Raw genomic sequence first — 25,699 nt, forward strand, 5'->3', positions numbered from 1 at the left:
CCGTAATCTTGCGTAGTTTACCGTAGAGACGATACCGTGGCACGGATATTGCCGCTGCAGCGTGCACTAAAGCATATAATTTTAACGGCTATTTGCGCATTGCTCAATCTATACGCAAAGAAGTTTAGATGTCCAGATGTATTGACGTCCATACTTTCAATGTTTACTCTGGTGGCTGACTTTTCACCTCATTCGCCAGGAAGCCCTCACCATGACGCGTAAACAGGCCACGATCGCAGTGCGTAGCGGATTAAATGATGACGAGCAGTACGGCTGCGTTGTCCCGCCCATTCATCTTTCCAGCACCTACAATTTCACCGGATTTAATGAACCGCGCGCGCATGACTACTCGCGTCGCGGCAACCCTACGCGTGATGTAACCCAGCGCGCGCTGGCGGAACTGGAAGGCGGCGCGGGTGCGGTATTAACCAATACCGGTATGTCTGCCATTCACCTGGTGACCACGGTGTTCCTGAAGCCTGGCGATCTGCTGGTTGCGCCGCACGACTGTTACGGCGGCAGTTATCGTCTGTTTGATAGCCTGGCAAAGCGCGGCTGCTACCGCGTGCTGTTTGTCGATCAAAACGACGAACAGGCGCTGAAACAGGCGCTGGCAGAGAAGCCGAAGCTGGTTCTGGTGGAAAGTCCAAGCAACCCATTGTTGCGCGTTGTCGACATTGCGAAAATTTGTCAGCTCGCAAGGGATGCGGGAGCGATAAGTGTAGTGGATAATACCTTCCTCAGTCCGGCCCTTCAGAACCCGTTAGCACTGGGTGCGGATCTGGTATTGCATTCATGTACTAAATATCTGAACGGCCATTCTGACGTGGTGGCGGGCGTGGTGATTGCAAAAGATCCCGACGTTGTCACGGAACTGGCATGGTGGGCTAATAATATCGGCGTCACCGCGGGCGCGTTCGACAGCTACCTGCTGTTGCGCGGCATCCGCACGCTGTCGCCGCGCATGGACGTGGCGCAGCGTAATGCCCAGGCGATTGTCGATTTCCTGAAAACCCAGCCGCTGGTGAAGAAGCTTTATCACCCGTCGCTGCCGGAAAACCAGGGGCATGAGATTGCCGCGCGCCAGCAGAAGGGATTTGGCGCGATGTTAAGTTTTGAACTGGACGGTGACGAGCAAACGCTGCGTCGCTTCCTGAGCGGGCTGTCATTGTTTACGCTGGCGGAATCCTTAGGTGGGGTTGAAAGCTTGATCTCCCACGCCGCAACCATGACGCACGCAGGTATGGCACCGGAAGCACGTGCCGCCGCCGGGATTTCCGAGACGCTGCTGCGTATCTCGACCGGTATTGAAGATTCTGAAGATTTAATTGCCGATCTGGAAAATGGCTTCCGGGTCGCAGCCAAGGGGTAATCATGAGTGTGATAGCGCAGGCAGGGGCGAAGGGTCGTCAGCTGCACAAGTTTGGTGGTAGTAGTCTTGCTGATGTGAAATGTTATCTGCGCGTCGCAGGGATCATGACCGAATATTCACAGCCGGGTGACATGATGGTTGTCTCGGCGGCGGGCAGCACCACCAACCAGTTGATTAGCTGGCTGAAACTGAGCCAGACCGATCGCCTTTCTGCGCATCAGGTGCAACAGTCCTTACGTCGTTACCAGAGCGAGCTGATTGCCGGCCTGCTGCCTGCGGACGTGGCGGACGGGCTGATCAGCGCCTTCACGCATGACCTTGAGCGTCTGGCTGCCCTGCTGGACAGCGGGATTACCGACGCGGTGTATGCCGAAGTGGTGGGCCACGGTGAAGTGTGGTCCGCGCGCCTGATGGCCGCCGTACTGCAACACCTGGGCGTAGACGCGGCCTGGCTCGACGCGCGTGATTTCCTGCGTGCGGAACGCGCCGCGCAGCCGCAGGTGGACGAAGGGTTGTCCTATCCGCTGCTGCAACAGCTGCTGGTGCAGCATCCGGGCAAACGTATTGTCGTCACCGGCTTTATCAGCCGCAGCAACGCCGGTGAAACCGTGCTGCTGGGCCGTAACGGCTCGGACTACTCGGCAACGCAAATTGGTGCCCTGGCGGGCGTGTCCCGCGTTACCATCTGGAGCGACGTGGCCGGTGTCTACAGCGCGGACCCGCGTAAAGTGAAAGATGCCTGCCTGCTTCCGCTGCTGCGTCTCGACGAAGCCAGCGAGCTGGCGCGTCTGGCGGCCCCGGTGCTGCACGCCCGTACGCTGCAGCCGGTTTCCGGCAGCGATATTGACCTGCAGCTGCGCTGTAGCTATACGCCGGATCAGGGGTCTACCCGCATTGAGCGCGTGCTGGCGTCCGGCACGGGCGCGCGCATTGTCACCAGCCACGACGACATCTGCCTGATTGAGTTCCAGGTGCCTGCGGGTCAGGACTTCAGGCTGGCGCATAAAGATATCGACACGATCCTGAAACGCGCCCAGGTGCGTCCGCTGGCCGTTGGCGTGCATAACGATCGTCAACTGCTGCAGTTCTGCTATACCGCCGAAGTGGCGGACAGCGCGCTGAAAATTCTCGACGAAGCGGGTCTGCCGGGCGAGCTTCGCCTGCGTCAGGGGCTGGCGCTGGTGGCGATGGTCGGCGCGGGCGTCACCCGTAACCCGCTGCACTGCCACCGTTTCTGGCAGCAACTGAAGGGCCAGCCGGTGGAGTTCACCTGGCAGTCGGAAGAGGGCATCAGCCTGGTCGCCGTGCTGCGTAAAGGCCCAACCGAAAGCCTGATTCAGGGTCTGCACACCTCGCTGTTCCGCGCGGAAAAACGCATCGGTCTGGTGCTGTTTGGCAAGGGTAACATCGGTTCCCGCTGGCTGGAGCTGTTCGCCCGCGAACAGGTCACGCTTTCGGCGCGTACCGGGTTTGAATTTATTCTTGCGGGCGTGGTGGATAGCCGCCGCAGCCTGCTGAACTACGAAGGGCTGGACGCCAGCCGGGCGCTTGCCTTCTTTAACGATGAAGCGGTTGAGCAGGATGAAGAGTCGCTGTTCCTGTGGATGCGCGCGCACCCGTATGACGATCTGGTGGTGCTGGACGTCACCGCCAGCGAACAGCTTGCCGATCAGTATCTGGATTTCGCCAGCCACGGTTTCCACGTCATCAGCGCCAACAAGCTGGCGGGGGCGAGCAGCACAGATAAATACCGTCAGATCCACGACGCGTTCGAAAAAACGGGCCGCCACTGGCTCTATAATGCCACCGTTGGCGCGGGCCTGCCGGTTAACCATACCGTGCGTGACCTGATTGAAAGCGGCGACAGCATTCTGGCGCTGAGCGGGATCTTCTCCGGCACGCTCTCCTGGCTGTTCCTGCAGTTTGACGGCACCGTACCGTTCACCGACCTGGTGGATCAGGCGTGGCAGCAGGGCTTAACCGAGCCCGATCCGCGCGTTGACCTCTCCGGTAAAGACGTGATGCGCAAGCTGGTGATCCTGGCGCGTGAAGCCGGTTATGACATCGAACCGGATTCCGTCCGCGTCGAGTCGCTGGTGCCTGCGGGCTGCGAAGAAGGTTCTGTTGACCACTTCTTCGAAAACGGCGACGAGCTAAATGACCAGATGGTGCAGCGTCTGGAAGCGGCAAACGAGATGGGGCTGGTGCTGCGCTACGTGGCGCGTTTCGAGGCGAACGGTAAGGCGCGTGTGGGTGTCGAGGCGGTGCGTCCTGACCATCCGCTGGCGGCCCTGCTGCCGTGCGATAACGTCTTCGCCATTGAAAGCCGCTGGTACCGCGATAACCCGCTGGTGATCCGCGGCCCGGGCGCGGGGCGCGATGTCACCGCTGGGGCTATCCAGTCCGATATTAACCGTCTGGCTAAGCTGCTGTAAAAAGTGAATTTCCCTCTCCCTGTGGGAGAGGGTTAGGGTGAGGGCATCAGACCGCGCTCACCCCCATCATGAATTTCCCTCATTTTCCCTGAGCAAACCTCACCGTTATTGTGATTATTTCTGTTGACGTCACGCCGCTTTTCCGTCATTTTTACATCTGGACGTCTAAACGTATAGAAGTTCACAACACAACAGACAATGACACGCGAAAGATAGAGGTAAGGTATGAGCTTTTTTCACGCCAACCAGCGGGAAGCACTGAATCAGAGCCTGGCCGAAGTAAACGGCCAGATTAACGTCTCTTTTGAATTTTTCCCGCCGCGCACCAGTGAAATGGAGCAAACCCTGTGGAGCTCTATCGATCGCCTGAGCAGCCTGAAGCCGAAGTTTGTCTCCGTGACCTACGGCGCCAACTCCGGCGAGCGCGACCGCACGCACAGCATTATTAAAGGCATCAAAGATCGTACCGGTCTGGAAGCAGCGCCGCATCTGACCTGTATTGACGCCACCCGCGATGAGCTGCGCGCCATTGCCCAGGACTACTGGAACAACGGGATTCGCCATATCGTTGCCCTGCGTGGCGATCTGCCGCCGGGAAGCGGCAAGCCGGACATGTACGCTACCGATCTGGTCGCGCTGCTGAAAGACGTTGCTGATTTTGATATTTCCGTGGCCGCCTACCCTGAAGTCCACCCGGAAGCGAAAAGCGCCCAGGCGGATTTGCTTAACCTGAAGCGTAAGGTGGAGGCCGGTGCCAACCGCGCCATCACCCAGTTCTTCTTTGACGTGGAAAGCTATCTGCGCTTCCGCGACCGCTGCGTCTCGGCAGGTATCGACGTCGAAATTATCCCGGGCATTCTGCCAGTCTCTAACTTCAAACAGGCGAAGAAGTTCGCCGATATGACCAACGTTCGCATTCCGCTGTGGATGTCCAAAATGTACGAAGGGCTGGACGATGACGCGGAAACCCGCAAGCTGGTGGGGGCCAATATCGCGATGGACATGGTGAAGATCTTAAGCCGCGAAGGGGTGAAAGACTTCCACTTCTACACGCTTAACCGCGCGGAGATGAGCTACGCCATTTGTCATACGCTGGGCGTTCGTCCGGCGTAATCAGCAAAAAGCCCTCATAAAGTGAGGGCTTTTTAATCATATAAAAAGTTAAAAGGTATTAACTATCGAATCTGTGGATTAATTCAACTATATCTTATTGCTAGTGGTGTATATCGTAACGGTATCACTGTAAAGGGAGCATAGCGATGAGCACGTCAGACGAGACCAATAACGCGGCATCCGCCGGCAAATGTCCGTTCCATCAGGGCGGCGTCGATCACAGCGCGGGCGCAGGTACCGGCAGCAAAGAGTGGTGGCCTAAACAACTCCGCATCGATCTTCTAAATCAACATTCCAACCGTTCGAACCCTCTGGGTGAAGACTTCGACTACCGCAAAGAATTCAGCAAGCTCGACTATTCCGCCCTCAAGGGCGATCTCAAAGCCCTGTTAACCGATTCTCAACCGTGGTGGCCTGCCGACTGGGGCAGCTACGCGGGTCTGTTTATTCGCATGGCTTGGCACGGTGCCGGTACTTACCGCTCCGTTGACGGACGCGGCGGTGCCGGACGTGGCCAACAGCGCTTTGCGCCGCTGAATTCCTGGCCTGATAACGTCAGCCTGGATAAAGCGCGCCGCCTGCTGTGGCCAATCAAGCAAAAATACGGACAAAAAATCTCCTGGGCCGACCTGTTTATTCTCGCAGGTAATGTGGCGCTGGAGAACTCCGGCTTCCGCACCTTTGGTTTTGGCGCCGGTCGTGAAGACGTCTGGGAACCGGATCTGGACGTGAACTGGGGTGATGAAAAAGCCTGGCTGACCCACCGTGACCCGGAAGCACTGGCGAAGCGCCCGCTGGCGGCCACCGAAATGGGGCTGATTTACGTGAACCCGGAAGGGCCAAACGCCAGCGGTGAACCGCTGTCTGCGGCTGCGGCAATCCGCGCTACCTTTGGCAACATGGGTATGAACGACGAAGAGACCGTCGCGCTGATTGCCGGTGGTCACACGCTCGGTAAAACCCACGGCGCGGGTGAAGCCACGCACGTAGGTACCGATCCAGAAGCCTCGCCGATTGAAGCGCAGGGCTTAGGCTGGGCCAGCACGCACGGCACCGGTATTGGCGCTGACGCCATCACCTCCGGGCTGGAAGTCATCTGGTCGCAAACTCCGACCCAGTGGAGCAACTACTTCTTCGAGAACCTGTTCAAATACGAATGGGTGCAGACCCGCAGCCCGGCAGGCGCGATTCAGTTTGAAGCCGTGGATGCGCCGGAAATCATGCCAGACCCGTTTGACCCGTCGAAAAAACGTAAGCCAACCATGCTGGTCACCGACCTGACGCTGCGTTTCGACCCGGAATTCGAGAAAATTTCCCGTCGCTTCCTGAACGATCCGCAGGCCTTTAACGAAGCCTTCGCGCGCGCGTGGTTCAAACTGACCCACCGTGATATGGGGCCAAAAGCGCGGTACATCGGCCCGGAAGTGCCGAAAGAAGATCTGATTTGGCAGGATCCGCTGCCTCAGCCGGTGTTCCATCCGACGCAGGAAGACATTGAAAGCCTGAAAGCGGAAATCGCGGCCTCTGGCCTCTCCGTGAGCGAGCTGGTTTCCGTGGCATGGGCGTCTGCATCGACCTTCCGCGGCGGCGACAAGCGCGGCGGTGCCAACGGCGCGCGTCTGGCGCTGGCGCCTCAGCGCGACTGGGATGTGAACGCCGCGGCGGTACGTGCGTTACCGGCTCTGGAAGCTATTCAGCGCACCACCAATAAAGCCTCGCTGGCGGATATCATCGTGCTGGCGGGCGTTGTGGGCGTTGAGCAGGCGGCGAAAGCCGCGGGCGTTTACGTCAACGTGCCGTTCACGCCGGGCCGTGTGGATGCACGTCAGGATCAGACGGATATCGAGATGTTTAACCTGCTCGAACCGATTGCCGACGGCTTCCGCAACTACCGTGCGCAGGTGGATGTGTCCACGACGGAATCATTGCTGATTGATAAGGCCCAGCAGCTGACCCTGACCGCACCTGAGCTGACGGTGCTGATCGGCGGCCTGCGCGTACTGGGCACGAACTTTGATGGCAGTAAGAACGGAGTATTCACCAACCGCGAGGGCGTGCTGAGCAACGACTTCTTCGTGAACCTGCTGGATATGAATACCCAGTGGAAAGCGACCGACGATTCAAACGAGCTGTTTGCCGGTAGCGATCGTGCCAGCGGTGAAGTGAAATACACCGCGACCCGCGCCGACCTGGTCTTCGGTTCTAACGCCGTCCTGCGCGCGCTGGCCGAGGTTTATGCCAGCAGCGACGCACACGAGAAGTTTGTCCGCGACTTCGTTGCCGCATGGGCGAAGGTGATGGATTTGGATCGGTTTGACGTGAAGTAGCCATTGTGCCGGGTGGCGGCTACGCCTTACCCGGCCTACAAATTAAAGTGCCATGTAGGCCGGGTAAGCGCAGCGCCACCCGGCTTTTTTATTACTCCCACTCCTGCAGGAATCGCTGTCCATACTGGTCTGCCACCAGCAGCGCCGCATACACCTGATCCGGCGTTACGCCCCCCGGCATGTTGTGGATCGTTTCTCCTTCCGCACAAGAGGCTTCGGCAATCAGACGCATTTTGGCCGGAATATCCTCTTTGATGTTCAGCTGTGCCAGGGTGATCGGCAGCCCTACGCTGTGGCAAAGCGCCGCGACGGTCTCAATTTCTTCTACCGGCGCGTTTTCCAGCACCAGCTGCGTCAGCGTACCAAACGCCACTTTTTCCCCATGATAGAAGTGATGCGCGTCAGGCACCGCCGTCATGCCGTTATGAATAGCGTGTGCAGCCGCCAGCCCGCCACTTTCAAAGCCGACGCCGCTGAGATAGGTGTTAGCTTCGATAATGCGTTCCAGCGCAGGCGTTACCACATGCTGTTCCGCCGCCAGCATCGCTTTTTCACCCTCTTCAACCAGCGTGTTGTAGCACAGCTCGGCGAGCGCTAATGCCGCCTGTGTGCATTTACCCCCGGCCATGGTGGTCGCGCCGCTGCGCGAGCAGGCGCGTGCTTCAAACCAGGTCGCCAGCGCGTCGCCAATCCCGGCGGCCAGCAGACGTGCAGGCGCACCTGCTACCACTTTCGTATCCACAATGACCATATTCGGGTTGTGCGGCAGCATCAGGTAGCGATCGAACTCGCCGCTGTCGGTGTAAATAACGGAAAGGGCGCTGCACGGCGCGTCGGTGGAAGCGATAGTCGGCGCAATGGCGACCGGTACGTCCATAAAGTGAGCCAGCGCTTTCGCGGTATCAAGCGTTTTACCGCCACCAATCCCCAGTACTGCCAGGCAGTCGGCGCTGTCGGCCAACTTTTTCAGGCGATCGATTTCATTTTGCGAACATTCGCCGCCAAACGGCGCGATTTCGGCATGCAGTTCGGCTTTTTTAAAACTCTGGCGCAGGGTGTCTTCGGCAAAACCCAGCACAAACTTATCGCCGACGATCAGCCAGCGGTTTGCCAGGGGTTTCAGATAGTCGCCGAGACGGGTCAGCACACCCGCGCCCTGGATATATTTCCCCGGCGATTGAATGATACGGTCCATAACAGTTCTCCCTTAGAGATTGAGGTTACCAAACGCGTTTTTCCAGTCCTGCTCGAACTTTTCTATGGCCGACTCTACCGCTGGGGTACCGAGCATTTGTTGCGCTACGTCTAAGGGGAGCGTGATTGCCTCGCATCCGGCCAGCAGGCAGTCCAGCGCCTGACGCGGTGTTTTAAAGCTGGCAGCCAGCACCATGCTTTCCGGCGCATGCAGTTCCAGCAGGGACTGCAGCTCCTGTACCATGCCAATACCGTCGCCGCCCTGTGCGTCGACGCGGTTGACGTACGGCGCAACGTATTTCGCGCCTGCCAGCGCGGCCAGTAAACCCTGAGCGGCGCTGTAAACGGCGGTGCCCAGCGTGGTGATACCCTCTCTTTTCAGCCCTTTAATGGCGATAAGCCCCTGCGCGGTGACCGGAATTTTCACCACAATACCCGGGATGGCGTTACTCAGGCGTTTGGCCTCCGCCACCATGCCTTCGGCGTCGCGGCTCATGGTTTGAGCAAACAGCGTGCCCTCCGGCCCGATGGCTTGTTGCAGCCGCGGCAGCACGTCCCAGATGGATTCACGGCTGGCGGCAATGATGCTTGGGTTGGTGGTGACGCCCGCGATGGGGAAGATGCGGGCAAGGCGTTCCACTTCCGCCACGTTGGCGGTATCCAGATACAGTTCCATTATTTTTCCTTAAGTCAGAAAGGTTGAATAAAGGATAAGGCCCGGCTGAGTGCGGCGGATACAGGTCAATTTTGCCAAATACTGGACAAATGTAATGTCCTTAGCGAAGTGCGATAGCGATCACAGTGCTATTTTTTGGCGATAAGCTGGCTGTGATACTGGCGACGATATTCGGAAGGGGAACGCTCGGTGTGCTTGCGAAAGAGGCGACAAAAGTAGTTGCTGTCAGGAAATCCGCAGCGTGCGGCAATATCTTTAATTTTGAGATCGTAGCCTTTCAGCAGCTGGCGCGCATGTTCCAGCCGCGTTTGTGTCAGATACTCGTTGAACCCCACGTGGCCGATCTTCTGAAAGAGATGGGAAAGGTAATTCGGCGAGATGTAGAACGCCTGTGCCACGGATTCGCGCGTTAACGAAGAGGCGTAATTTTCTTCGATATAGCTACGAACGGCTTCGAATAGCGCCCGGCTGCGGTTAGCGGTGTGGATGTCACTGCCAAGCAGATCCCGGCAGTGGCTGAGCAAGCTTAATACCACCAGCATGGCTGTGTCTTGCTCGTCTGGCTGCATCTGTAATTCGGTGAGCGCTTGCAGAAGAAAAGCACCCGTTCGCGGGCCACGCCGGGGAACCTGTAGCTGCTGCAAAAGCGCGTTGTCACGCTGTAAATCGAGAGTCAGCTGCTGCTTACCGAAATGTATGCTCAGGACGTTAGGCGGTGGAAGCGTGATGTGTCCAAAGGATGAAAATATCGCCTCACAGGGGGTAGCAAGGGTAATGACGAGGCAGGGAAATGTTCGGGGATGCTGTTCAGCCAGCGCTGAGAAATGAATCTTACCCAGCGGTAACGTACGGTTCACCAGGTCAGCCAAAATTCGGGTGATATCGGAATACATGAGAAGACTACCGAAACGTGCCGGGCGGCGCTAAAAACGCCTGCCCGGCATAAAGCATTACCCAGTGTTACGCATACCCGCCGCAACGCCCGCAATCGTCACCATCAGCGCCTGTTCAACGCGAGGATCCGGCTCTTTACCTTCTTCTTCTGCCAGACGGGAACGGTGCAGCAGTTCAGCCTGTAAAACGTTCAGCGGGTCGGTGTAGATGTTACGCAGCTGGATTGATTCGGCGATCCACGGCAGGTCCGCCATCAGGTGCGAGTCGTTGGCGATGTCCAGCACCACTTTGATGTCGCCTTCCAGCAGTTCGCGCAGTTCTTTACCCAACGCCCACAGCTCTGGTTTCACCAGCCGCTGGTCGTAGTATTCCGCCAGCCACAGGTCGGCCTTCGAGAAGACCATCTCCAGCATGCCCAGACGGGTAGAGAAGAAGGGCCAGTCGCGGCACATGGTTTCCAGTTCGTTCTGTTTGCCGTCTTCCACCACTTTTTGCAGCGCGGCACCGGCACCCAGCCAGGCGGGCAGCATCAGGCGGTTCTGCGTCCAGGCGAAGATCCATGGAATGGCGCGCAGGGATTCAACGCCACCGGTCGGGCGACGCTTTGCAGGACGCGAGCCCAGCGGCAGTTTACCCAGCTCCTGCTCAGGCGTTGCTGAACGGAAGTAAGGCACGAAGTCTTTGTTTTCACGCACGTAGCCGCGGTACAGATCGCAGGAAATATCTGACAGCTCGTCCATGATGCGGCACCAGGATTCTTTTGGCTCCGGCGGTGGCAGCAGGTTCGCTTCCAGGATCGCGCTGGTATAGAGCGACAGGCTGCTGATGGTCACTTCCGGCAGGCCGTACTTGAAGCGGATCATCTCGCCCTGCTCGGTCACGCGCAGGCCGCCTTTCAGACTTCCCGGCGGTTGAGAGAGCAGCGCCGCGTGAGCAGGCGCGCCACCGCGGCCAATGGAACCGCCGCGACCGTGGAACAGGGTCAGCTCGATACCGGCTTTCTCGCAGGTTTTGATCAGCGCATCCTGAGCCTGATACTGCGCCCAGGACGCCGCCATCACGCCCGCATCTTTCGCGGAGTCGGAATAGCCAATCATCACCATCTGCTTGCCCTGAATAAAGCCGCGATACCAGTCGATGTTAAGCAGCTGGGTCATGACGTCGTTGGCGTTGTTCAGGTCGTCGAGGGTCTCAAACAGCGGGGCGACTGGCAGGGCGTAGTCGATGCCCGCTTCTTTCAGCAGAAGATGAACGCCCAGCACGTCGGACGGGGTTTTCGCCATGGAGATCACGTAGGCGGCCACCGATCCTTTCGGCGCATCGACGATCGCTTTACAGGTGTTGAGCACCTCGCGGGTGTCGTTGCTTGGCTCCCAGTTGCGCGGCAGCAGAGGGCGCTTGGAGTTCAATTCGCGGATCAGGAACGCCTGCTTATCGGCTTCTGACCAGCTTTCATAGTCGCCGATGCCGAGATAGCGGGTCAGCTCGCCCAGGGCTTCAGTATGGCGGGTACTTTCCTGACGCACGTCGATACGCACCAGCGGTACGCCGAAACACTTCACGCGGCGCAGGGTATCAAGCAGTTCGCCGTTGGCGATGATGCCCATCCCGCAGGCCTGGAGTGATTTATAGCAGGCGTATAGCGGCTCCCAGAGCTGTTCGTTCTGGCTCAGCAGACCTTCCGGCTTCGGCAGGCGCTGGCCTTTAAGGCGCGCTTCCAGCCACGCCTGGGTGGCCATCAGCTGACCGCGCAGCTTTTTCATCAGGAAACGGTACGGCTCGCTGGCACCTTCTTCACCGGCCAGCGCGCGCAGTTCCGGCGTCGCTTCAACCATCGACAGCTCGGAGATCAGCACCTGAATATCCTTCAGGAACAGGTCGGTCGCTTTCCAGCGGCTCAGCAGCAGGACGTGACGGGTGATTTCCGCGGTCACGTTCGGGTTGCCGTCGCGGTCACCGCCCATCCAGGAGGTGAAGCGCACCGGCACAAAGTCTACCGGCAGACGATAGCCCAGGTTTTCTTCCAGCTGTTCGTTCAGCTCGCGCAGGTAGTTTGGTACCCCTTCCCACAGGCTGTTTTCCACCACCGCAAAGCCCCATTTGGCTTCGTCGACCGGGCTTGGGCGATGCTTACGAATTTCATCGGTATGCCAGGACTGGGCAATCAACTGGCGCAGACGGCGCATCAACTGGTTGCGCTCGTAGTCGGCAATGTCTTTGTTATCCAGCTGCTTCAGGCAGCTGTTTACTTCCACCATCTTGTGGATCAGCGTACGACGGGTGATTTCGGTTGGGTGTGCGGTCAGCACCAGCTCCAGCGAAAGGGACTCCACCGCTTTTTTGATGGTGGCTTCGTTGAGGTCTGGCTGGTCTTTCAGTTTACGAAGGGTGCGGGCAATGACTTCCGGGTTGCTGGCCGCTTCGCCATTTGGCGAAATGCTGTGGTATTGCTCAGCGGTGTTTGCCAGGTTCAGGAACTGGCTGAAGGCGCGGGCAACGGGCAGCAGCTCATCGTTAGAGAGGTTCTGCAAGGTGGTGAGCAGCTCCTGACGACTGGCCTCGTTACCGGCACGGGAAGATTTAGACAGCTTGCGGATGGTTTCAACGCGGTCGAGGATGTTCTCCCCTAATGCGTCTTTGATGGTATCTCCAAGCACTTTGCCGAGCATGCTGACATTACTACGCAACGCGGAATATTGTTCGTTCATAAAAACCCAGTCACCCCATCATTTTTGTTTATGCCCAGGCGAAAATCTTCTGGACATTATTTTGTCATCTCCCTTTATAAAGCCACGTAAAACCCCCGTCGTCAATTGCTGCGAAAACGGTTCAGCAAACGAATAAATGCGGGCAATTTACGAAATTTAATTCGCATTGCGTCAGATAAGAGATGCTTATGGAAATGTGACGGTGATCATGCGATTTGTTGCCCTCACCCGAACCCTCTCCCACGGGGAGAGGGTACTTTTCGGTGCGGTTTTAATGCCAGCAGAAGTGATGCACAACCTGGGTAATCAGCTCGCGGGTGGGCTTGATGAAGCGGGTTTCCAGATATTCATCCGGCTGGTGGGCCTGGTTAATGGAGCCAGGGCCGAGGACCAGCGTCGGGCAAAGCGTTTGAATAAACGGCGCTTCGGTGCAGTAGTTCACCACGTCGGTTTTCTCGCCGAGCAGTTTTTCCACCACCTGAACCAGCTGATGGTCTGGCGGGCATTCGTAGCCCGGGATTGGCGGATGCAGTTCGGAGACTGTCAGGCGTCCCGGCCAGCGCTCGCTCACCGGGGCCAGCGCTTCGTTCAGCAGGCCATCCAGATCGCTCAGCGTCATGCCCGGCAGCGGACGGATATCCATATGCAGTTCGCAACAGGCGCAGATGCGGTTGGACGCATCGCCGCCGTGCAGGCTACCGAGGTTCAGCGTCGGATACGGCACGGTGAATGCCTCGTAGTGATACCGCTCTTTCAAATCGTCGCGCAGGGTCATAATGCGGCCGATGGCGTCGTGCATCAGCTCAATGGCGTTCACGCCGCGCGCCGGATCGCTGGAGTGGCCGGACTGGCCCAGCACGCGCACCGCGGTAGAAATATGGCCTTTGTGCGCACGAATCGGCTGCAGAGAGGTCGGTTCACCGATGATCGCGCAGTCCGGACGAATCGACGTGTTTTCAGAGAAATAACGTGCGCCCGCCATGCTGGTCTCTTCATCGGCGGTTGCCAGAATGTAGAGCGGTTTTTTCAGCTTCGTCACGTCCACGTCACGCAGCGCGTCGAGGATAAAGGCGAAGAAGCCTTTCATGTCGGCGGTGCCCAGACCGTAGAGCTTGTTGTCATGCTCGGTCAGGGTGAACGGATCGCGCGTCCAGCGGCCATCGTCAAACGGTACGGTGTCGGTATGGCCGGCCAGCAGCAGGCCGCCCGCGCCGGTTCCGGTGCTGGCGAGCAGGTTAAATTTGTGGCGGGTTCCGGGGACGGGCTGAACCTCAACGTTAAACCCAAGATCGCTAAACCAACCCGCCAGCAGATTGATTAAAGACTCATTGCTCTGATCCAGCGCTTCTTCGGTCGCACTGATGGACGGTGTGGCAATCAGGGCGCGGTAGATCTCGATAAATGGCGGTAAGTTCATTTTCATTGTTGACACACCTTAGGTCGTGATAGTATCAATATTCATGCAATAAATGTGAATAAAAATACATTAACGTTGAGCATAAAGGAACCCGATGTTGAATACGCTGATTGTAGGCGCTAGCGGTTATGCGGGCGCAGAGCTTGTAAGCTACGTAAATCGCCACCCTCATATGACCATAACCGCTTTGACCGTGTCAGCGCAAAGCAATGATGCAGGAAAGTTAATTTCCGATTTGCATCCGCAGCTTAAGGGCATGGTCGATCTGCCGCTGCAGCCGATGTCTGACATCAGCGAGTTTACCGACGGCGTCGACGTGGTGTTTTTAGCCACCGCGCACGAGGTCAGCCACGACCTTGCGCCGCAGTTCCTGGCGGCCGGCTGCGTGGTCTTCGACCTCTCTGGCGCGTTCCGCGTTAACGACGGCGCGTTCTACGAAAAATATTACGGCTTTACTCATCAGCATCCGGATCTGCTTGAAAAAGCGGTGTACGGCCTGGCGGAGTGGAGTGCGGATAAACTGAAAGAAGCGGACCTGATTGCCGTTCCGGGCTGCTACCCGACGGCGGCACAGCTCTCCCTGAAGCCGCTGATCGAAGCCGGTCTGCTGGATCTAAGCCAGTGGCCGGTGATCAACGCCACCAGCGGCGTGAGCGGTGCGGGGCGCAAGGCCGCTATCTCCAACAGCTTCTGCGAAGTGAGCCTTCAGCCGTATGGCGTGTTTAATCACCGCCATCATCCTGAAATCACCACCCATCTGGGCGCGGAGGTGATTTTTACCCCGCACCTGGGCAGCTTCCCGCGCGGGATCCTCGAAACCATCACCTGTCGCCTGAAGCCGGGCGTGACCAAAGAGCAGGTGAGCGAGGCCTTCACGCAGGCGTATGCGGATAAGCCGTTGGTGCGTCTGTACGACAAAGGCGTGCCGGCGCTTAAAAACGTGGTTGGCCTGCCGTTCTGCGATATCGGCTTTGCCGTACAGGGCGAGCATCTGATTGTGGTCGCCGCAGAAGATAACTTACTCAAAGGCGCTGCCGCACAGGCAATGCAGTGTGCAAATATTCGTTTCGGCTTCCCTGAAACGCAGGCTCTTATTTAAGGTGTGATGATGAACCCATTAATTATCAAACTCGGTGGTGTACTGCTGGACAGCGAAGAAGCGCTGGAGCGCCTGTTTACCGCGCTGGTGAACTATCGCGAATCGCACCAGCGTCCGCTGGTGATTGTGCACGGCGGCGGCTGCGTGGTGGATGAGCTGATGAAAGGGCTGAATCTGCCGGTGAAAAAGAAAAATGGCCTGCGCGTCACGCCTGCTGACCAGATTGACATCATTACCGGCGCGCTGGCGGGCACGGCGAACAAAACGCTGCTGGCATGGGCGAAGAAACACCATATTGCGTCCGTTGGCCTCTACCTGGGCGACGGTGACAGCGTAAAAGTGACCCAGCTCGACGAAGAGCTCGGCCATGTTGGACTGGCGCAGCCAGGTTCGCCTAAGCTGATTAACACCCTGCTGGAAGGCGGTTTCCTGCCGGTGGTGAGCTCTATCGGCGTGACCGAAGAGGGCGAGCTGATGAACGTTAACGCGGACCAGGCGGCAACCGCGCTGGCGGCCACGCTGGGCGCAGACCTGATCCTGCTCTCCGACGTGAGCGGCATTCTTGACGGTAAAGGCCAGCGCATAGCAGAAATGACCGCCGCCAAAGCCGAGCAGCTGATCGCTCAGGGCATTATTACCGACGGCATGATCGTCAAAGTGAACGCCGCGCTGGATGCGGCGCGCACGCTGGGCCGCCCGGTGGATATCGCCTCCTGGCGTCACGCGGAGCAGCTCCCGGCGCTGTTTAACGGCACGCCGATTGGCACGCGTATTTTAGCGTAAGTTTTTAGTGAATGACCGTAGGCCGGGTAAGCGAAGCGCCACCCGGCGGAACTAACGAATAAAGGAACGATGTTATGGCACTTTGGGGTGGGCGTTTTACACAGGCAGCGGATCAGCGGTTCAAACAGTTCAACGACTCTTTGCGCTTCGACTACCGCCTGGCCGAACAGGATATTGTCGGCTCTGTGGCCTGGTCCAAAGCGCTGGTGACCGTTGGCGTACTGACCGCAGACGAACAGCAGCAGCTGGAAGAGGCGCTGAACAACCTGCTGGAAGAGGTGCGTCTGGATCCGCAGCAAATCCTGCAGAGCGATGCCGAAGATATTCACAGCTGGGTGGAAGGCAAGCTGATCGACAAGGTCGGCCAGCTGGGTAAAAAGCTGCACACCGGCCGTAGCCGTAACGACCAGGTCGCCACCGACCTGAAACTGTGGTGTAAAGAGACCGTTGGCGAACTGCTGGCAGCCAACCGTCAGCTTCAAAGTGCGCTGGTAGAGACCGCGCAGAACAATCAGGACGCGGTGATGCCGGGTTATACCCACCTGCAGCGCGCGCAGCCGGTGACCTTTGCGCACTGGTGTCTGGCCTACGTTGAGATGCTGGCGCGTGACGAAAGCCGTCTGCAGGATACCCTGAAGCGTCTGGACGTCAGCCCGCTGGGCAGCGGTGCGCTGGCCGGTACGGCGTATGAAATCGACCGCGAGCAGCTGGCAGGATGGCTGGGCTTTGCCTCCGCCACCCGTAACAGCCTGGACAGCGTATCTGACCGTGACCACGTGCTGGAGCTGCTCTCCAATGCCTCTATCGGGATGGTGCATCTTTCGCGCTTTGCCGAAGACCTGATCTTCTTTAACTCTGGCGAAGCGGGCTTCGTTGAGCTGTCCGACCGCGTGACCTCAGGCTCATCCCTGATGCCGCAGAAGAAAAACCCGGACGCGCTGGAGCTGATCCGCGGCAAGTGCGGTCGCGTGCAGGGCGCGCTGACTGGTATGATGATGACCCTGAAAGGGCTGCCGCTGGCGTATAACAAAGATATGCAGGAAGACAAGGAAGGGCTGTTCGACGCGCTCGACACCTGGCTTGACTGCCTGCACATGGGCGCGCTGGTGCTGGACGGCATTCAGGTGAAACGTCCGCGCTGCCAGGAAGCGGCGCAGCAGGGCTATGCCAACTCTACTGAACTGGCGGACTACCTTGTCGCGAAGGGCGTACCGTTCCGCGAGGCGCACCATATTGTGGGCGAAGCGGTGGTGGAAGCGATTCGTCAGGGTAAACCGCTGGAAGATCTGGCGCTTGCCGACCTGCAAAAATTCAGCGCGGCGATCGGGGAGGATGTGTACCCGATTCTGGCGCTGCAGTCCTGCCTGGATAAACGTGCGGCGAAAGGCGGCGTGTCGCCGAAGCAGGTGGCGCAGGCGATTGCGGATGCGAAAAACCGCCTGATTTGAACCGTGCGGGCTGGTGCCCTCACCCCGGCCCTCTCCCACAGGGAGAGGGAGAAAAACGGAGCCTGGCTTAGCGCCAGGCTTTTTTACGCAAAAAAAAAGCGGACCACGGGGTCCGCAAAAGTTCACGTTGGCTTTAGTTGTTCGAGTTTTGAGAGAAACTCGCTGACGGTGCGGGGACGTCAAGGGTCAAACACGGCCGCCTCGTCTATGTGGTGTATTATTCAACAGAATGCTTGATAGGGATAATCGTTCATTGCTATGCTATCTATCGCCATGAACTATCGTGGCGACGGAGGATGAATAATGAATATTCGTGATCTTGAATACCTGGTAGCGTTAGCCGAGCATCGTCACTTTCGCCGCGCGGCAGATTCCTGCCACGTCAGCCAGCCGACGCTGAGCGGGCAGATCCGCAAGCTGGAAGACGAGCTGGGCGTGATGCTGCTGGAGCGCACCAGCCGTAAGGTGCTGTTCACCCAGGCCGGTCTTCTGCTGGTGGATCAGGCGCGCACCGTGCTGCGCGAGGTCAAAGTGCTCAAGGAAATGGCAAGCCAGCAGGGAGAGGCCATGTCCGGCCCGCTGCATATTGGCCTGATCCCAACCGTTGGCCCGTACCTGTTACCGCACATCATTCCAATGCTGCACCAGACGTTCCCGAAACTCGAAATGTACCTGCACGAAGCGCAAACCCATCAGCTGCTGGCGCAGCTGGACAGCGGCAAGCTCGACTGCGCCATTCTGGCGTTGGTAAAAGAGAGCGAAGCGTTTATTGAAGTACCGCTGTTCGATGAGCCGATGATGCTGGCGATCTATGAAGATCACCCGTGGGCGAACCGCGATCGCGTGCCGATGGCCGATCTGGCCGGTGAAAAGCTGCTGATGCTGGAAGACGGTCACTGCCTGCGCGATCAGGCGATGGGCTTCTGCTTCGAAGCGGGCGCTGACGAAGATACCCACTTCCGCGCAACCAGTCTGGAAACGCTGCGTAATATGGTGGCGGCGGGAAGCGGTATTACGTTGCTGCCTGCGCTGGCCGTGCCGCGCGAGCGTAAGCGTGATGGCGTGGTGTACCTGCCGTGCATTAAGCCGGAGCCGCGTCGCACGATCGGCCTGGTGTATCGTCCAGGGTCACCGCTGCGCAGCCGCTATGAGCAGCTGGCAGAGGCCATCCGCGGTGCGATGGATGGCCATTTCGACAGCGCGTTAAAACAGGCGGTTTAAGCCGTTCAGCGCGGCTACCCGATAGGCTTCTGCCATGGTCGGGTAGTTAAAGGTGGTGTTAACGAAGTACTCAATGGTGTTACCACCGCCTTTCTGCTCCATGATTGCCTGACCGATATGAATGATTTCCGCCGCGCGTTCACCAAAGCAGTGAATCCCGAGGATCTCTTTCGTCTCGCGATGGAACAGAATTTTCAGCGTACCTACGCTCATCCCCACGATCTGCGCCCGCGCCAGATGTTTAAACTGGGCACGACCTACCTCGTAAGGCACCTTCATTGACGTCAGCTGCTGCTCGGTTTTCCCGACAGAACTGATTTCCGGAATGGTGTAGATCCCCGTCGGGATATCTTCGATCAGATGCGCCGTCGCTTCGCCTTTCACCAGCGCCTGAGCGGCAATGCGGCCCTGATCGTAAGCAGCGGAGGCCAGGCTCGGGTAGCCAATTACGTCGCCCACCGCGTATACGTGCGGCAGCGCGGTCTGATACATGCTGTTGACCTTCAACTGACCGCGGCTGTCTGTTTCAAGCCCGATATTTTCCAGCCGCAGTGAATCGGTATTGCCGGTACGGCCGTTGGCGTACAGCAGGCAGTCGGCTTTCAGCTTCTTACCGGACTTCAGGTGCATGATCACACCATCATCGCAGCCTTCTATTTTCTCGTACTCTTCGTTGTGGCGAATCACCACGCCGCTGTTCCAGAAGTGGTAGGAGAGAGAGTCTGACATTTCCTGATCGAGGAACGCCAGCAGGCGATCGCGGGTGTTAATCAGGTCAACTTTGACGTCCATTCCGCGGAAGATCGACGCGTATTCGCAGCCGATGACCCCTGCGCCATAGATAATGACGTGGCGGGGTTCATGGTGCAGGCTCAGAATGGAGTCGCTGTCGTAGACGCGTGGGTGTGAGAAGTCGACGTCGGCCGGATGGTAAGGGCGTGAACCGCAGGCAATAACAAATTTTTCAGCGGTGATTGTCTCAATCGAACCGTCGTGGCATTCGAGTGCCAGGGTGTGTTCATCCACAAAATGCGCATTGCCCTGCAGGATTTCACAATGGTTACGCTCATAAAAGCCCTGACGCATGCGCGTCTGCTGGTTAATGACGGTATCCGCGTGATTCAGGATGTCGGCAAAGGAGGAACGAAGAAGTCGGGAGTGGTCGCTGTAAAGAGGGTTCTGGTTAAATTCGATAATGCGGCTAACGGCGTGGCGGAGGGCTTTCGAAGGGATGGTGCCCCAGTGGGTGCAACCGCCGCCGACATTATGGTAGCGCTCGATGACCGCTACTCTGGCTCCCTGTTTCACCAGACCCATAGCAGCACCTTCGCCGCCGGGGCCGGAACCAATAACTATTGCGTCGTAATCGTAGGAATGTGGCATGGCAAGGCTTACCTGTTCTTATACATAAAAGCAACAGAATCATAACATCATTGCCAGGGTAACCCAATTATCGTTGTGCTTTTTTCCGGCAGTGGAGCACAAACCGCACGTAAACAATCATTCACAAAGCTGAGCAAACAGATTAATTTTATTCTCTGGTATAGTGCCATCAGGCCTTTGGAAGGATTCAACTATCGTGATGGGCGTAAGAGCACAACAAAAAGAGAAAACCCGGCGTTCGCTGGTGGAAGCCGCATTCAGTCAACTGAGTGCTGAGCGGAGTTTTGCCAGTTTGAGCCTGCGCGAAGTCGCACGCGAGGCCGGGATTGCGCCAACGTCCTTCTATCGTCACTTCCGTGATGTGGATGAACTGGGCCTGACCATGGTCGACGAGAGCGGTTTGATGCTGCGCCAGCTGATGCGCCAGGCGCGTCAGCGTATCGCCAAAGGCGGCAGCGTGATCCGCACCTCCGTGTCGACGTTTATGGAATTTATCGGCAATAACCCCAACGCGTTTCGTCTGCTTTTGCGCGAGCGTTCGGGCACATCGGCAGCGTTTCGTGCCGCCGTCGCGCGGGAAATTCAGCACTTCATCGCGGAACTTGCCGACTATCTTGAACTCGAAAACCATATGCCGCGTGCCTTTACTGAAGCACAGGCCGAGGCGATGGTGACGATTGTGTTCAGCGCGGGTGCCGAAGCGCTGGACGTCAGCATTGAACAACGCAAGCAGCTTGAAGAGCGACTGGTATTGCAGCTCAGGATGATCTCCAAAGGCGCGTACTACTGGTATCGCCGTGAACAAGAGAAACTGGCACATCAAACCGAAGAGTGAAGGTGAGTAATGAAACAGTCAGGTCAGGATAAAGGGACGCTGTTGCTGGCATTGATCGCTGGCTTATCCATTAATGGCACGTTTGCCGCTATTTTTAGCTCCATCGTGCCATTTTCGATTTTCCCGCTTATTGCGCTGGTGCTGACGGTCTACTGCCTGCATCAGCGTTACCTGAACCGTACGATGCCGGTTGGGTTACCGGGGCTGGCCGCTGCCTGTTTTATTCTGGGCGTATTGCTGTATAGCACCGTGGTGCGCGCGGAGTATCCGGATATCGGCTCTAACTTCTTCCCTGCGGTACTGTCCGTGGCGCTGGTGTTCTGGATTGGCTCGCGCATGCGTAGCCGCAAGAGTCAACTGCCAGAGTAATGAGGTCTGAGTAGGGCAGGTAAGCGAAGCGCCACCTGCCAAAAACGCCGGCTAGTTACTTCGCCGTGAGCAGTACACCGCACTCCATATGGTGCGTATACGGGAACTGATCGAACAGCGCCAGACGTTCAACCTTGTGCGTCTGGCTTAATGTTTCCAGATTCTTGCACAGCGTCTCCGGGTTACAGGAGATGTACAAAATACGCGGGTACGCCTGCACCATCTTCTCGGTTTCGCTGTCCAGGCCACTGCGCGGCGGGTCGACAAAAATCGTCTCACACTGGTAGCTCTTCAAATCGATCCCTTCCAGGCGGTTAAACTGGCGTACACCATTCATGGCCTGGGTGAACTCTTCTGCCGCCATGCGAATGATCTGCACGTTATCGATATGGTTAGCGGCGATGTTGTACTGCGCGGCCGCTACCGACGGCTTGGCGATTTCCGTTGCCAGCACGCGTTCGAAGTTACGCGCCAGCGCCAGCGAGAAGTTGCCGTTACCGCAGTACAGTTCAAGCAGATCGCCCTTAGACCCTTCCGTCGCCTTCAGCGCCCACTCCAGCATCTGCACGTTCATCGCGGCATTCGGCTGGGTGAAGCTGTTTTCCACCTGACGGTAAACCATCTCTTTACCCGCCACCGGCAGACGCTCGTCGACGTAATCCTGATCCAGCATGATTTTGGTTTTGGTCGCGCGGCCAATCAGGTGCACGTTGATGTTCTGCGCACGCAGCGTATCGCGCAGGGCTTCGGCCTGCTCGCGCCATTCGTCGGTCAGCGCTTTGTGGTACAGCAGAGAGACAATCGCCTGATTGCTTTGCGTGGTCAGATAGTCAATCTGGAACAGCTTGTTGCGCAGCACCGGATTGTTGCGCACGCCTTCAATGATCAGCGTCATCAGCTGGTTGATAAGCTCGCTCGCTGCCGGGAAGCTGTCCACGCGAATGCGTGATTTGGTCTGCTGATCAAAAATGATGTGGTACAGGTCGTCGCCGTCATGCCAGATGCGGAACTCGGCGCGCATGCGGTAGTGGCTGACAGGGGAGCGGAACACCTCGGGAACGGGCGCGTTGAAAGGCGTCATCATACTTTGCAGGCGGACAACTTTCTCGGCCAGCTGCGCGTCGTACTGTTCTGTCGGGAGGTGTTCTGGGGTCATGATGCGTCCTGAGTGATAAAGAATTACGCGGGGATTGTAGGGATTGTTCAGGGGATGTCCAGATTTAATGGCCAATAGCTGTCTGGACATCTATACGTGTCTAATTGTAGCATTCTGTTTCCGGTCTCCTGAGAGTGAAAAGGGAATCCAGTGAAAATCTGGAGCTGACGCGCAGCGGTAAAGACTGGCGGGATGAGAGCTGTAGACACTGTGAAAATGGGAAGTCTTCATCCGTATAACGCCACCTAGCCCGAAGACCTGCCGGGATCACGTCGCATTTGGTTTCATCATCGCGTGCTATAGATGAGGCCTGCGGCATCCTTCTTATATTGTGGATGCTTTAACAATGATTAAAAAAGTATCGCTGTTGACGGCGCTGTCCGTCACGGCATTTTCGGGCTGGGCGCAGGATAGCGCTGACTCGTTGGTGGTGACGGCAAATCGTTTTGAACAACCTGAAAAAACTATTCTGGCAGCAACGTCGGTGGTTACGCGTGCCGATATTGACCGCTGGCAGTCAACCTCGGTGCTGGACGTTATGCGTCGCCTGCCCGGCGTGGACACGGCGCAAAATGGCGGGGTGGGGCAACTCTCTTCTCTCTTTATCCGTGGCACCAACTCCAGCCACGTCCTGATTCTCGTTGACGGCATCCGCCTTAACCAGGCGGGCGTCACGGGGTCGTCCGATCTCAGCCAGTTCCCGATCTCCCTGGTGCAGCGAATCGAATATGTTCGTGGACCGCGTTCGGCGGTCTACGGCTCGGACGCGATTGGCGGTGTAGTCAACATTATTACCACCCGCATGAAGGACGGTACGACGCTGAATGCCGGCGCAGGCTCGCACGGTTACCAGAATTATGGCGGCAGTACCCAGCAAACGCTGGGCGACAGCACGCGCGTCACGCTGGCGGGGGATTACACCTATACCAAAGGTTTCGATGTGGTTGCGGACGGCAACAATGGTGGCCTTGCCCAGACCGATCGCGACGGCTTTATGAATAAAACGCTCTACGGTGCGGTGGATCACGCATTCTCAGACCAGTGGAGCGGATTTGTTCGCGGCTTTGGCTACAGCAACCGTACGGCCTATGACGGTTACTACAGCTCATTTACCCCTGACGTACTGGTCGATACCCGCCAGCTCTATAGCCAGACCTGGGACGCAGGATTACGCTTCAACGAGGACATCTTCCATTCACAGCTCCTCACCAGCTATAGCCACAGCAAAGACTATAACTACGACCCTAATTTGGGCCGTTACGATTCGACGGCCACGCTGGATGAAATCAAACAGTACAACGTCCAGTGGCTCAACTCCGTTGATGTGGGGCACGGGAACATTGGTGCGGGCGTTGACTGGCAGAAGCAGAGCACCGAGCCGGGTACAAACTACGTGACCAACGGCTACGACCTGCGTAACACCGGCGTCTACCTGACCGGGCTGCAGCAGCTGGGCGATTTCACTCTGGAAGGGGCGGTTCGCAGCGATGACAACTCTCAGTTTGGTCGCCATGGCACCTGGCAAAGCAGTGCAGCGTGGGAGTTCGTGGACGGTTACCGCTTCATTGCTTCTTATGGTACGGCCTATAAAGCCCCGAATCTGGGTCAACTCTATGGCTTCTATGGCAATGACCATCTTGATCCAGAAGAGAGCAAGCAGTGGGAAGGGGCGTTTGAAGGCCTGACGGCAGGCGTGAGCTGGCGCGTGTCTGGCTATCGTAATGACGTTGATAATCTCATCGACTTTAATAATAACCTTCAGGAATATTACAACGTCGGTAAAGCACGCATTAAGGGTGTGGAAGCGACGGCGTCGTTTGATACAGGTCCGTTGACGCATACCGTTGGCTACGACTATGTGGATGCCCGCAATGCGGCGACCAACGAACTTCTGGACCGTCGTGCTAAGCAGCAGGTGAAATATCAGCTCGATACGCAGATCTATGATTTCGACTGGAGCCTGACGTATCACTATCTCGGCACGCGTTACGACACTGATTTTGGTTCTTATCCGTCAGAAAAAGTGAAAATGGGCGGTGTGAGCCTGTGGGATGTCGCAGTTTCATATCCGGTCACCTCACACCTCATAGTTCGTGGTAAAATAGCCAACCTGTTCGATAAAGATTACGAGACAGTTTATGGCTACCAAACTGCAGGACGGGAATACACCTTGTCTGGCAGCTACACCTTCTAATCCGCGCCCTACCGTGCTGGTGTTTGATTCCGGCGTCGGTGGGCTTTCGGTCTACGATGAGATTCGGCATCTCCTGCCGGATCTCCATTACATCTACGCCTTCGATAACGTCGCTTTTCCGTATGGGGAAAAGAGTGAGGACTTTATCGTTGAGCGTGTGGTTGAAATCGTCACCGCGGTACAAAAGCGCTATCCCCTTGCGCTGGCGGTCATTGCCTGTAATACGGCGAGCACCGTTTCTCTTCCCGCCCTGCGTGAAAAATTCCAGTTCCCGGTTGTGGGCGTTGTTCCTGCCATAAAGCCTGCCGCGCGCCTGACGGCGAACGGTATCGTGGGCTTGCTGGCCACGCGTGGCACGGTGAAGCGTCCTTATACCCGCGAGCTGATCGACCGTTTTGCTAACGAATGCCAGATTGCAATGCTTGGCTCCGCAGAGCTGGTGGAGATGGCGGAAGCGAAACTGCACGGCGAGACGGTATCGCTCGAAGAGCTGCGTCGTATTCTTCGTCCGTGGCTGCGGATGCCCGAACCACCGGATACGGTTGTGCTGGGCTGCACCCACTTCCCTCTCTTGCAGGAAGAGCTATTAGAAGTGCTTCCGGAGGGGACGCGGCTGGTGGATTCTGGTGCGGCGATCGCCCGTCGTACGGCCTGGCTGCTGGAGCATGAAGCGCCAGATGCGAAATCTACCGATGCAAATATCGCGTTTTGCATGGCTATCACGAAAGAGACTGAGCAACTTTTACCCGTTTTACGCCGTTATGGCTTTGAAACGCTCGAAAAACTGGCGCTGTAGCACGGTTTTGAGCAAAAAAGAGACGGTTGAAAGTTTTTTTTAAAAGAGGGGTTGTCAACGTCTGAGAACTCCCTATAATGCGCCTCCACTGACACGGAACAACGGCTTACAGGCCGCCGGGTTAGCGGGGTTCAGAGATGAGCGCCAACAGAGAAAAGTGAAAATAATCGCTTGACTCTGAATGAGGAAAACGTAATATACGGGACCTCGCAACGGTGAGCGAAAGCCGCGTTGCAACTGCTCTTTAACAATTTATCAGACAATCTGTGTGGGCACTCA

19 protein-coding genes and 1 riboswitch are annotated in these 25,699 nt (G+C 57.3%); of the genes, 12 read left to right on the forward strand and 7 right to left on the reverse strand.

What is annotated here, in order from left to right:
• Positions 1-211 precede the first annotated feature (211 nt).
• The 4 genes from metB to katG all read left to right on the forward strand — a co-directional run bounded on the left by metB (position 212) and on the right by katG (position 7,247).
• Complete coding sequence (gene metB, locus IM294_RS18950; RefSeq protein WP_021242813.1) at positions 212-1,372, forward strand: cystathionine gamma-synthase; 1,161 nt, start codon at positions 212-214, stop codon at positions 1,370-1,372.
• Between the two features lie 2 nt (positions 1,373-1,374).
• Positions 1,375-3,807, forward strand: coding sequence for a bifunctional aspartate kinase/homoserine dehydrogenase II (locus IM294_RS18955; protein WP_041911800.1), 2,433 nt, complete (start codon positions 1,375-1,377; stop codon positions 3,805-3,807).
• Positions 3,808-4,032: 225 nt separating this feature from the next.
• Positions 4,033-4,920, forward strand: a complete 888-nt coding sequence (gene metF, locus IM294_RS18960; RefSeq protein ID WP_041911801.1) for a methylenetetrahydrofolate reductase — start codon at positions 4,033-4,035, stop codon at positions 4,918-4,920.
• Between the two features lie 146 nt (positions 4,921-5,066).
• The gene (gene katG, locus IM294_RS18965; protein ID WP_028014834.1) at positions 5,067-7,247 is read left to right on the forward strand and encodes a catalase/peroxidase HPI; all 2,181 of its coding nucleotides are present in this window, start codon (positions 5,067-5,069) and stop codon (positions 7,245-7,247) included.
• Between the two features lie 91 nt (positions 7,248-7,338).
• On the opposite strand, the gene IM294_RS18970 is transcribed toward katG, so the two are convergent.
• The 5 genes from IM294_RS18970 to argE all read right to left on the reverse strand — a co-directional run bounded on the left by IM294_RS18970 (position 7,339) and on the right by argE (position 14,142).
• The gene (locus IM294_RS18970) at positions 7,339-8,442 is read right to left on the reverse strand and encodes a glycerol dehydrogenase (RefSeq protein ID WP_126818666.1); all 1,104 of its coding nucleotides are present in this window, start codon (positions 8,440-8,442) and stop codon (positions 7,339-7,341) included.
• A 12-nt stretch (positions 8,443-8,454) separates the two neighbouring features.
• Positions 8,455-9,117, reverse strand: coding sequence for a fructose-6-phosphate aldolase (fsa, locus tag IM294_RS18975; RefSeq protein WP_126818665.1), 663 nt, complete (start codon positions 9,115-9,117; stop codon positions 8,455-8,457).
• A 128-nt stretch (positions 9,118-9,245) separates the two neighbouring features.
• A complete protein-coding gene (locus IM294_RS18980; RefSeq protein ID WP_126818664.1) occupies positions 9,246-10,010 on the reverse strand; it encodes an AraC family transcriptional regulator in 765 nt (254 codons plus the stop codon).
• 57 nt (positions 10,011-10,067) lie between these two features.
• A complete protein-coding gene (ppc, locus tag IM294_RS18985; RefSeq protein WP_041911805.1) occupies positions 10,068-12,719 on the reverse strand; it encodes a phosphoenolpyruvate carboxylase in 2,652 nt (883 codons plus the stop codon).
• Between the two features lie 271 nt (positions 12,720-12,990).
• Positions 12,991-14,142, reverse strand: a complete 1,152-nt coding sequence (gene argE / locus IM294_RS18990; protein WP_028014830.1) for an acetylornithine deacetylase — start codon at positions 14,140-14,142, stop codon at positions 12,991-12,993.
• 88 nt (positions 14,143-14,230) lie between these two features.
• Between argE and argC the strand changes: the two genes are divergently transcribed.
• The 4 genes from argC to oxyR all read left to right on the forward strand — a co-directional run bounded on the left by argC (position 14,231) and on the right by oxyR (position 18,687).
• Entirely contained in the window at positions 14,231-15,235 is a 1,005-nt protein-coding gene (gene argC / locus IM294_RS18995) for an N-acetyl-gamma-glutamyl-phosphate reductase (protein WP_126818663.1), read from the forward strand.
• Between the two features lie 6 nt (positions 15,236-15,241).
• The gene (gene argB / locus IM294_RS19000; RefSeq protein WP_098946274.1) at positions 15,242-16,018 is read left to right on the forward strand and encodes an acetylglutamate kinase; all 777 of its coding nucleotides are present in this window, start codon (positions 15,242-15,244) and stop codon (positions 16,016-16,018) included.
• Between the two features lie 74 nt (positions 16,019-16,092).
• Entirely contained in the window at positions 16,093-17,466 is a 1,374-nt protein-coding gene (argH, locus tag IM294_RS19005; RefSeq protein ID WP_045260261.1) for an argininosuccinate lyase, read from the forward strand.
• Between the two features lie 303 nt (positions 17,467-17,769).
• Positions 17,770-18,687, forward strand: a complete 918-nt coding sequence (gene oxyR / locus IM294_RS19010; RefSeq protein ID WP_025758848.1) for a DNA-binding transcriptional regulator OxyR — start codon at positions 17,770-17,772, stop codon at positions 18,685-18,687.
• On the opposite strand, the gene sthA is transcribed toward oxyR, so the two are convergent.
• Complete coding sequence (sthA, locus tag IM294_RS19015) at positions 18,670-20,070, reverse strand: Si-specific NAD(P)(+) transhydrogenase (protein WP_045260262.1); 1,401 nt, start codon at positions 20,068-20,070, stop codon at positions 18,670-18,672. The two genes, oxyR and sthA, sit on opposite strands and share 18 nt — an antisense overlap.
• 196 nt (positions 20,071-20,266) lie before the next feature.
• Between sthA and fabR the strand changes: the two genes are divergently transcribed.
• Together fabR and IM294_RS19025 are read left to right on the forward strand one after the other, a co-directional pair.
• Positions 20,267-20,905 (forward strand): HTH-type transcriptional repressor FabR, encoded by a 639-nt coding sequence (gene fabR / locus IM294_RS19020; RefSeq protein ID WP_008501784.1) that lies wholly within the window; start codon positions 20,267-20,269, stop codon positions 20,903-20,905.
• 9 nt (positions 20,906-20,914) lie between these two features.
• The gene (locus tag IM294_RS19025; protein WP_008501783.1) at positions 20,915-21,274 is read left to right on the forward strand and encodes a YijD family membrane protein; all 360 of its coding nucleotides are present in this window, start codon (positions 20,915-20,917) and stop codon (positions 21,272-21,274) included.
• 55 nt (positions 21,275-21,329) lie between these two features.
• Here IM294_RS19025 and trmA read toward each other — a convergent pair whose 3' ends face one another.
• On the reverse strand, positions 21,330-22,430 hold the full coding sequence (gene trmA / locus IM294_RS19030) for a tRNA (uridine(54)-C5)-methyltransferase TrmA (RefSeq protein ID WP_063155505.1): 1,101 nt from the start codon (positions 22,428-22,430) through the stop codon (positions 21,330-21,332).
• Between the two features lie 104 nt (positions 22,431-22,534).
• A riboswitch (cobalamin riboswitch) is annotated at positions 22,535-22,711 on the forward strand.
• 65 nt (positions 22,712-22,776) lie between these two features.
• On the opposite strand from trmA, the gene btuB reads away from it, so the two are divergent.
• Positions 22,777-24,624 carry a TonB-dependent vitamin B12 receptor BtuB gene (btuB, locus tag IM294_RS19035; RefSeq protein ID WP_126818662.1) on the forward strand — a complete coding sequence of 616 codons (1,848 nt, stop codon included), beginning with the start codon at positions 22,777-22,779 and terminating at the stop codon, positions 24,622-24,624.
• Positions 24,569-25,420 carry a glutamate racemase gene (gene murI, locus IM294_RS19040; RefSeq protein WP_028014824.1) on the forward strand — a complete coding sequence of 284 codons (852 nt, stop codon included), beginning with the start codon at positions 24,569-24,571 and terminating at the stop codon, positions 25,418-25,420. Before btuB ends, murI begins: the two co-directional genes overlap by 56 nt.
• Positions 25,421-25,699 lie beyond the last annotated feature (279 nt).

The sequence above is a fragment of the Enterobacter cloacae complex sp. P43RS genome (assembly GCF_014930585.1).
In the GTDB taxonomy this organism is placed as follows: Bacteria; Pseudomonadota; Gammaproteobacteria; order Enterobacterales; family Enterobacteriaceae; genus Enterobacter; species Enterobacter bugandensis.

Bases quoted from the DNA above. Each gene is read 5' to 3' on its own strand.
- metB (WP_021242813.1), top strand. From the start codon at position 212: ATGACGCGTAAACAGGCCACGATCGCAGTGCGTAGCGGATTAAATGAT.
- IM294_RS18955 (WP_041911800.1), top strand. From the start codon at position 1,375: ATGAGTGTGATAGCGCAGGCAGGGGCGAAGGGTCGTCAGCTGCACAAG.
- metF (WP_041911801.1), top strand. From the start codon at position 4,033: ATGAGCTTTTTTCACGCCAACCAGCGGGAAGCACTGAATCAGAGCCTG.
- katG (WP_028014834.1), top strand. From the start codon at position 5,067: ATGAGCACGTCAGACGAGACCAATAACGCGGCATCCGCCGGCAAATGT.
- IM294_RS18970 (WP_126818666.1), bottom strand. From the start codon at position 8,442: ATGGACCGTATCATTCAATCGCCGGGGAAATATATCCAGGGCGCGGGT.
- fsa (WP_126818665.1), bottom strand. From the start codon at position 9,117: ATGGAACTGTATCTGGATACCGCCAACGTGGCGGAAGTGGAACGCCTT.
- IM294_RS18980 (WP_126818664.1), bottom strand. From the start codon at position 10,010: ATGTATTCCGATATCACCCGAATTTTGGCTGACCTGGTGAACCGTACG.
- ppc (WP_041911805.1), bottom strand. From the start codon at position 12,719: ATGAACGAACAATATTCCGCGTTGCGTAGTAATGTCAGCATGCTCGGC.
- argE (WP_028014830.1), bottom strand. From the start codon at position 14,142: ATGAAAATGAACTTACCGCCATTTATCGAGATCTACCGCGCCCTGATT.
- argC (WP_126818663.1), top strand. From the start codon at position 14,231: ATGTTGAATACGCTGATTGTAGGCGCTAGCGGTTATGCGGGCGCAGAG.
- argB (WP_098946274.1), top strand. From the start codon at position 15,242: ATGATGAACCCATTAATTATCAAACTCGGTGGTGTACTGCTGGACAGC.
- argH (WP_045260261.1), top strand. From the start codon at position 16,093: ATGGCACTTTGGGGTGGGCGTTTTACACAGGCAGCGGATCAGCGGTTC.
- oxyR (WP_025758848.1), top strand. From the start codon at position 17,770: ATGAATATTCGTGATCTTGAATACCTGGTAGCGTTAGCCGAGCATCGT.
- sthA (WP_045260262.1), bottom strand. From the start codon at position 20,070: ATGCCACATTCCTACGATTACGACGCAATAGTTATTGGTTCCGGCCCC.
- IM294_RS19025 (WP_008501783.1), top strand. From the start codon at position 20,915: ATGAAACAGTCAGGTCAGGATAAAGGGACGCTGTTGCTGGCATTGATC.
- trmA (WP_063155505.1), bottom strand. From the start codon at position 22,430: ATGACCCCAGAACACCTCCCGACAGAACAGTACGACGCGCAGCTGGCC.
- btuB (WP_126818662.1), top strand. From the start codon at position 22,777: ATGATTAAAAAAGTATCGCTGTTGACGGCGCTGTCCGTCACGGCATTT.
- murI (WP_028014824.1), top strand. From the start codon at position 24,569: ATGGCTACCAAACTGCAGGACGGGAATACACCTTGTCTGGCAGCTACA.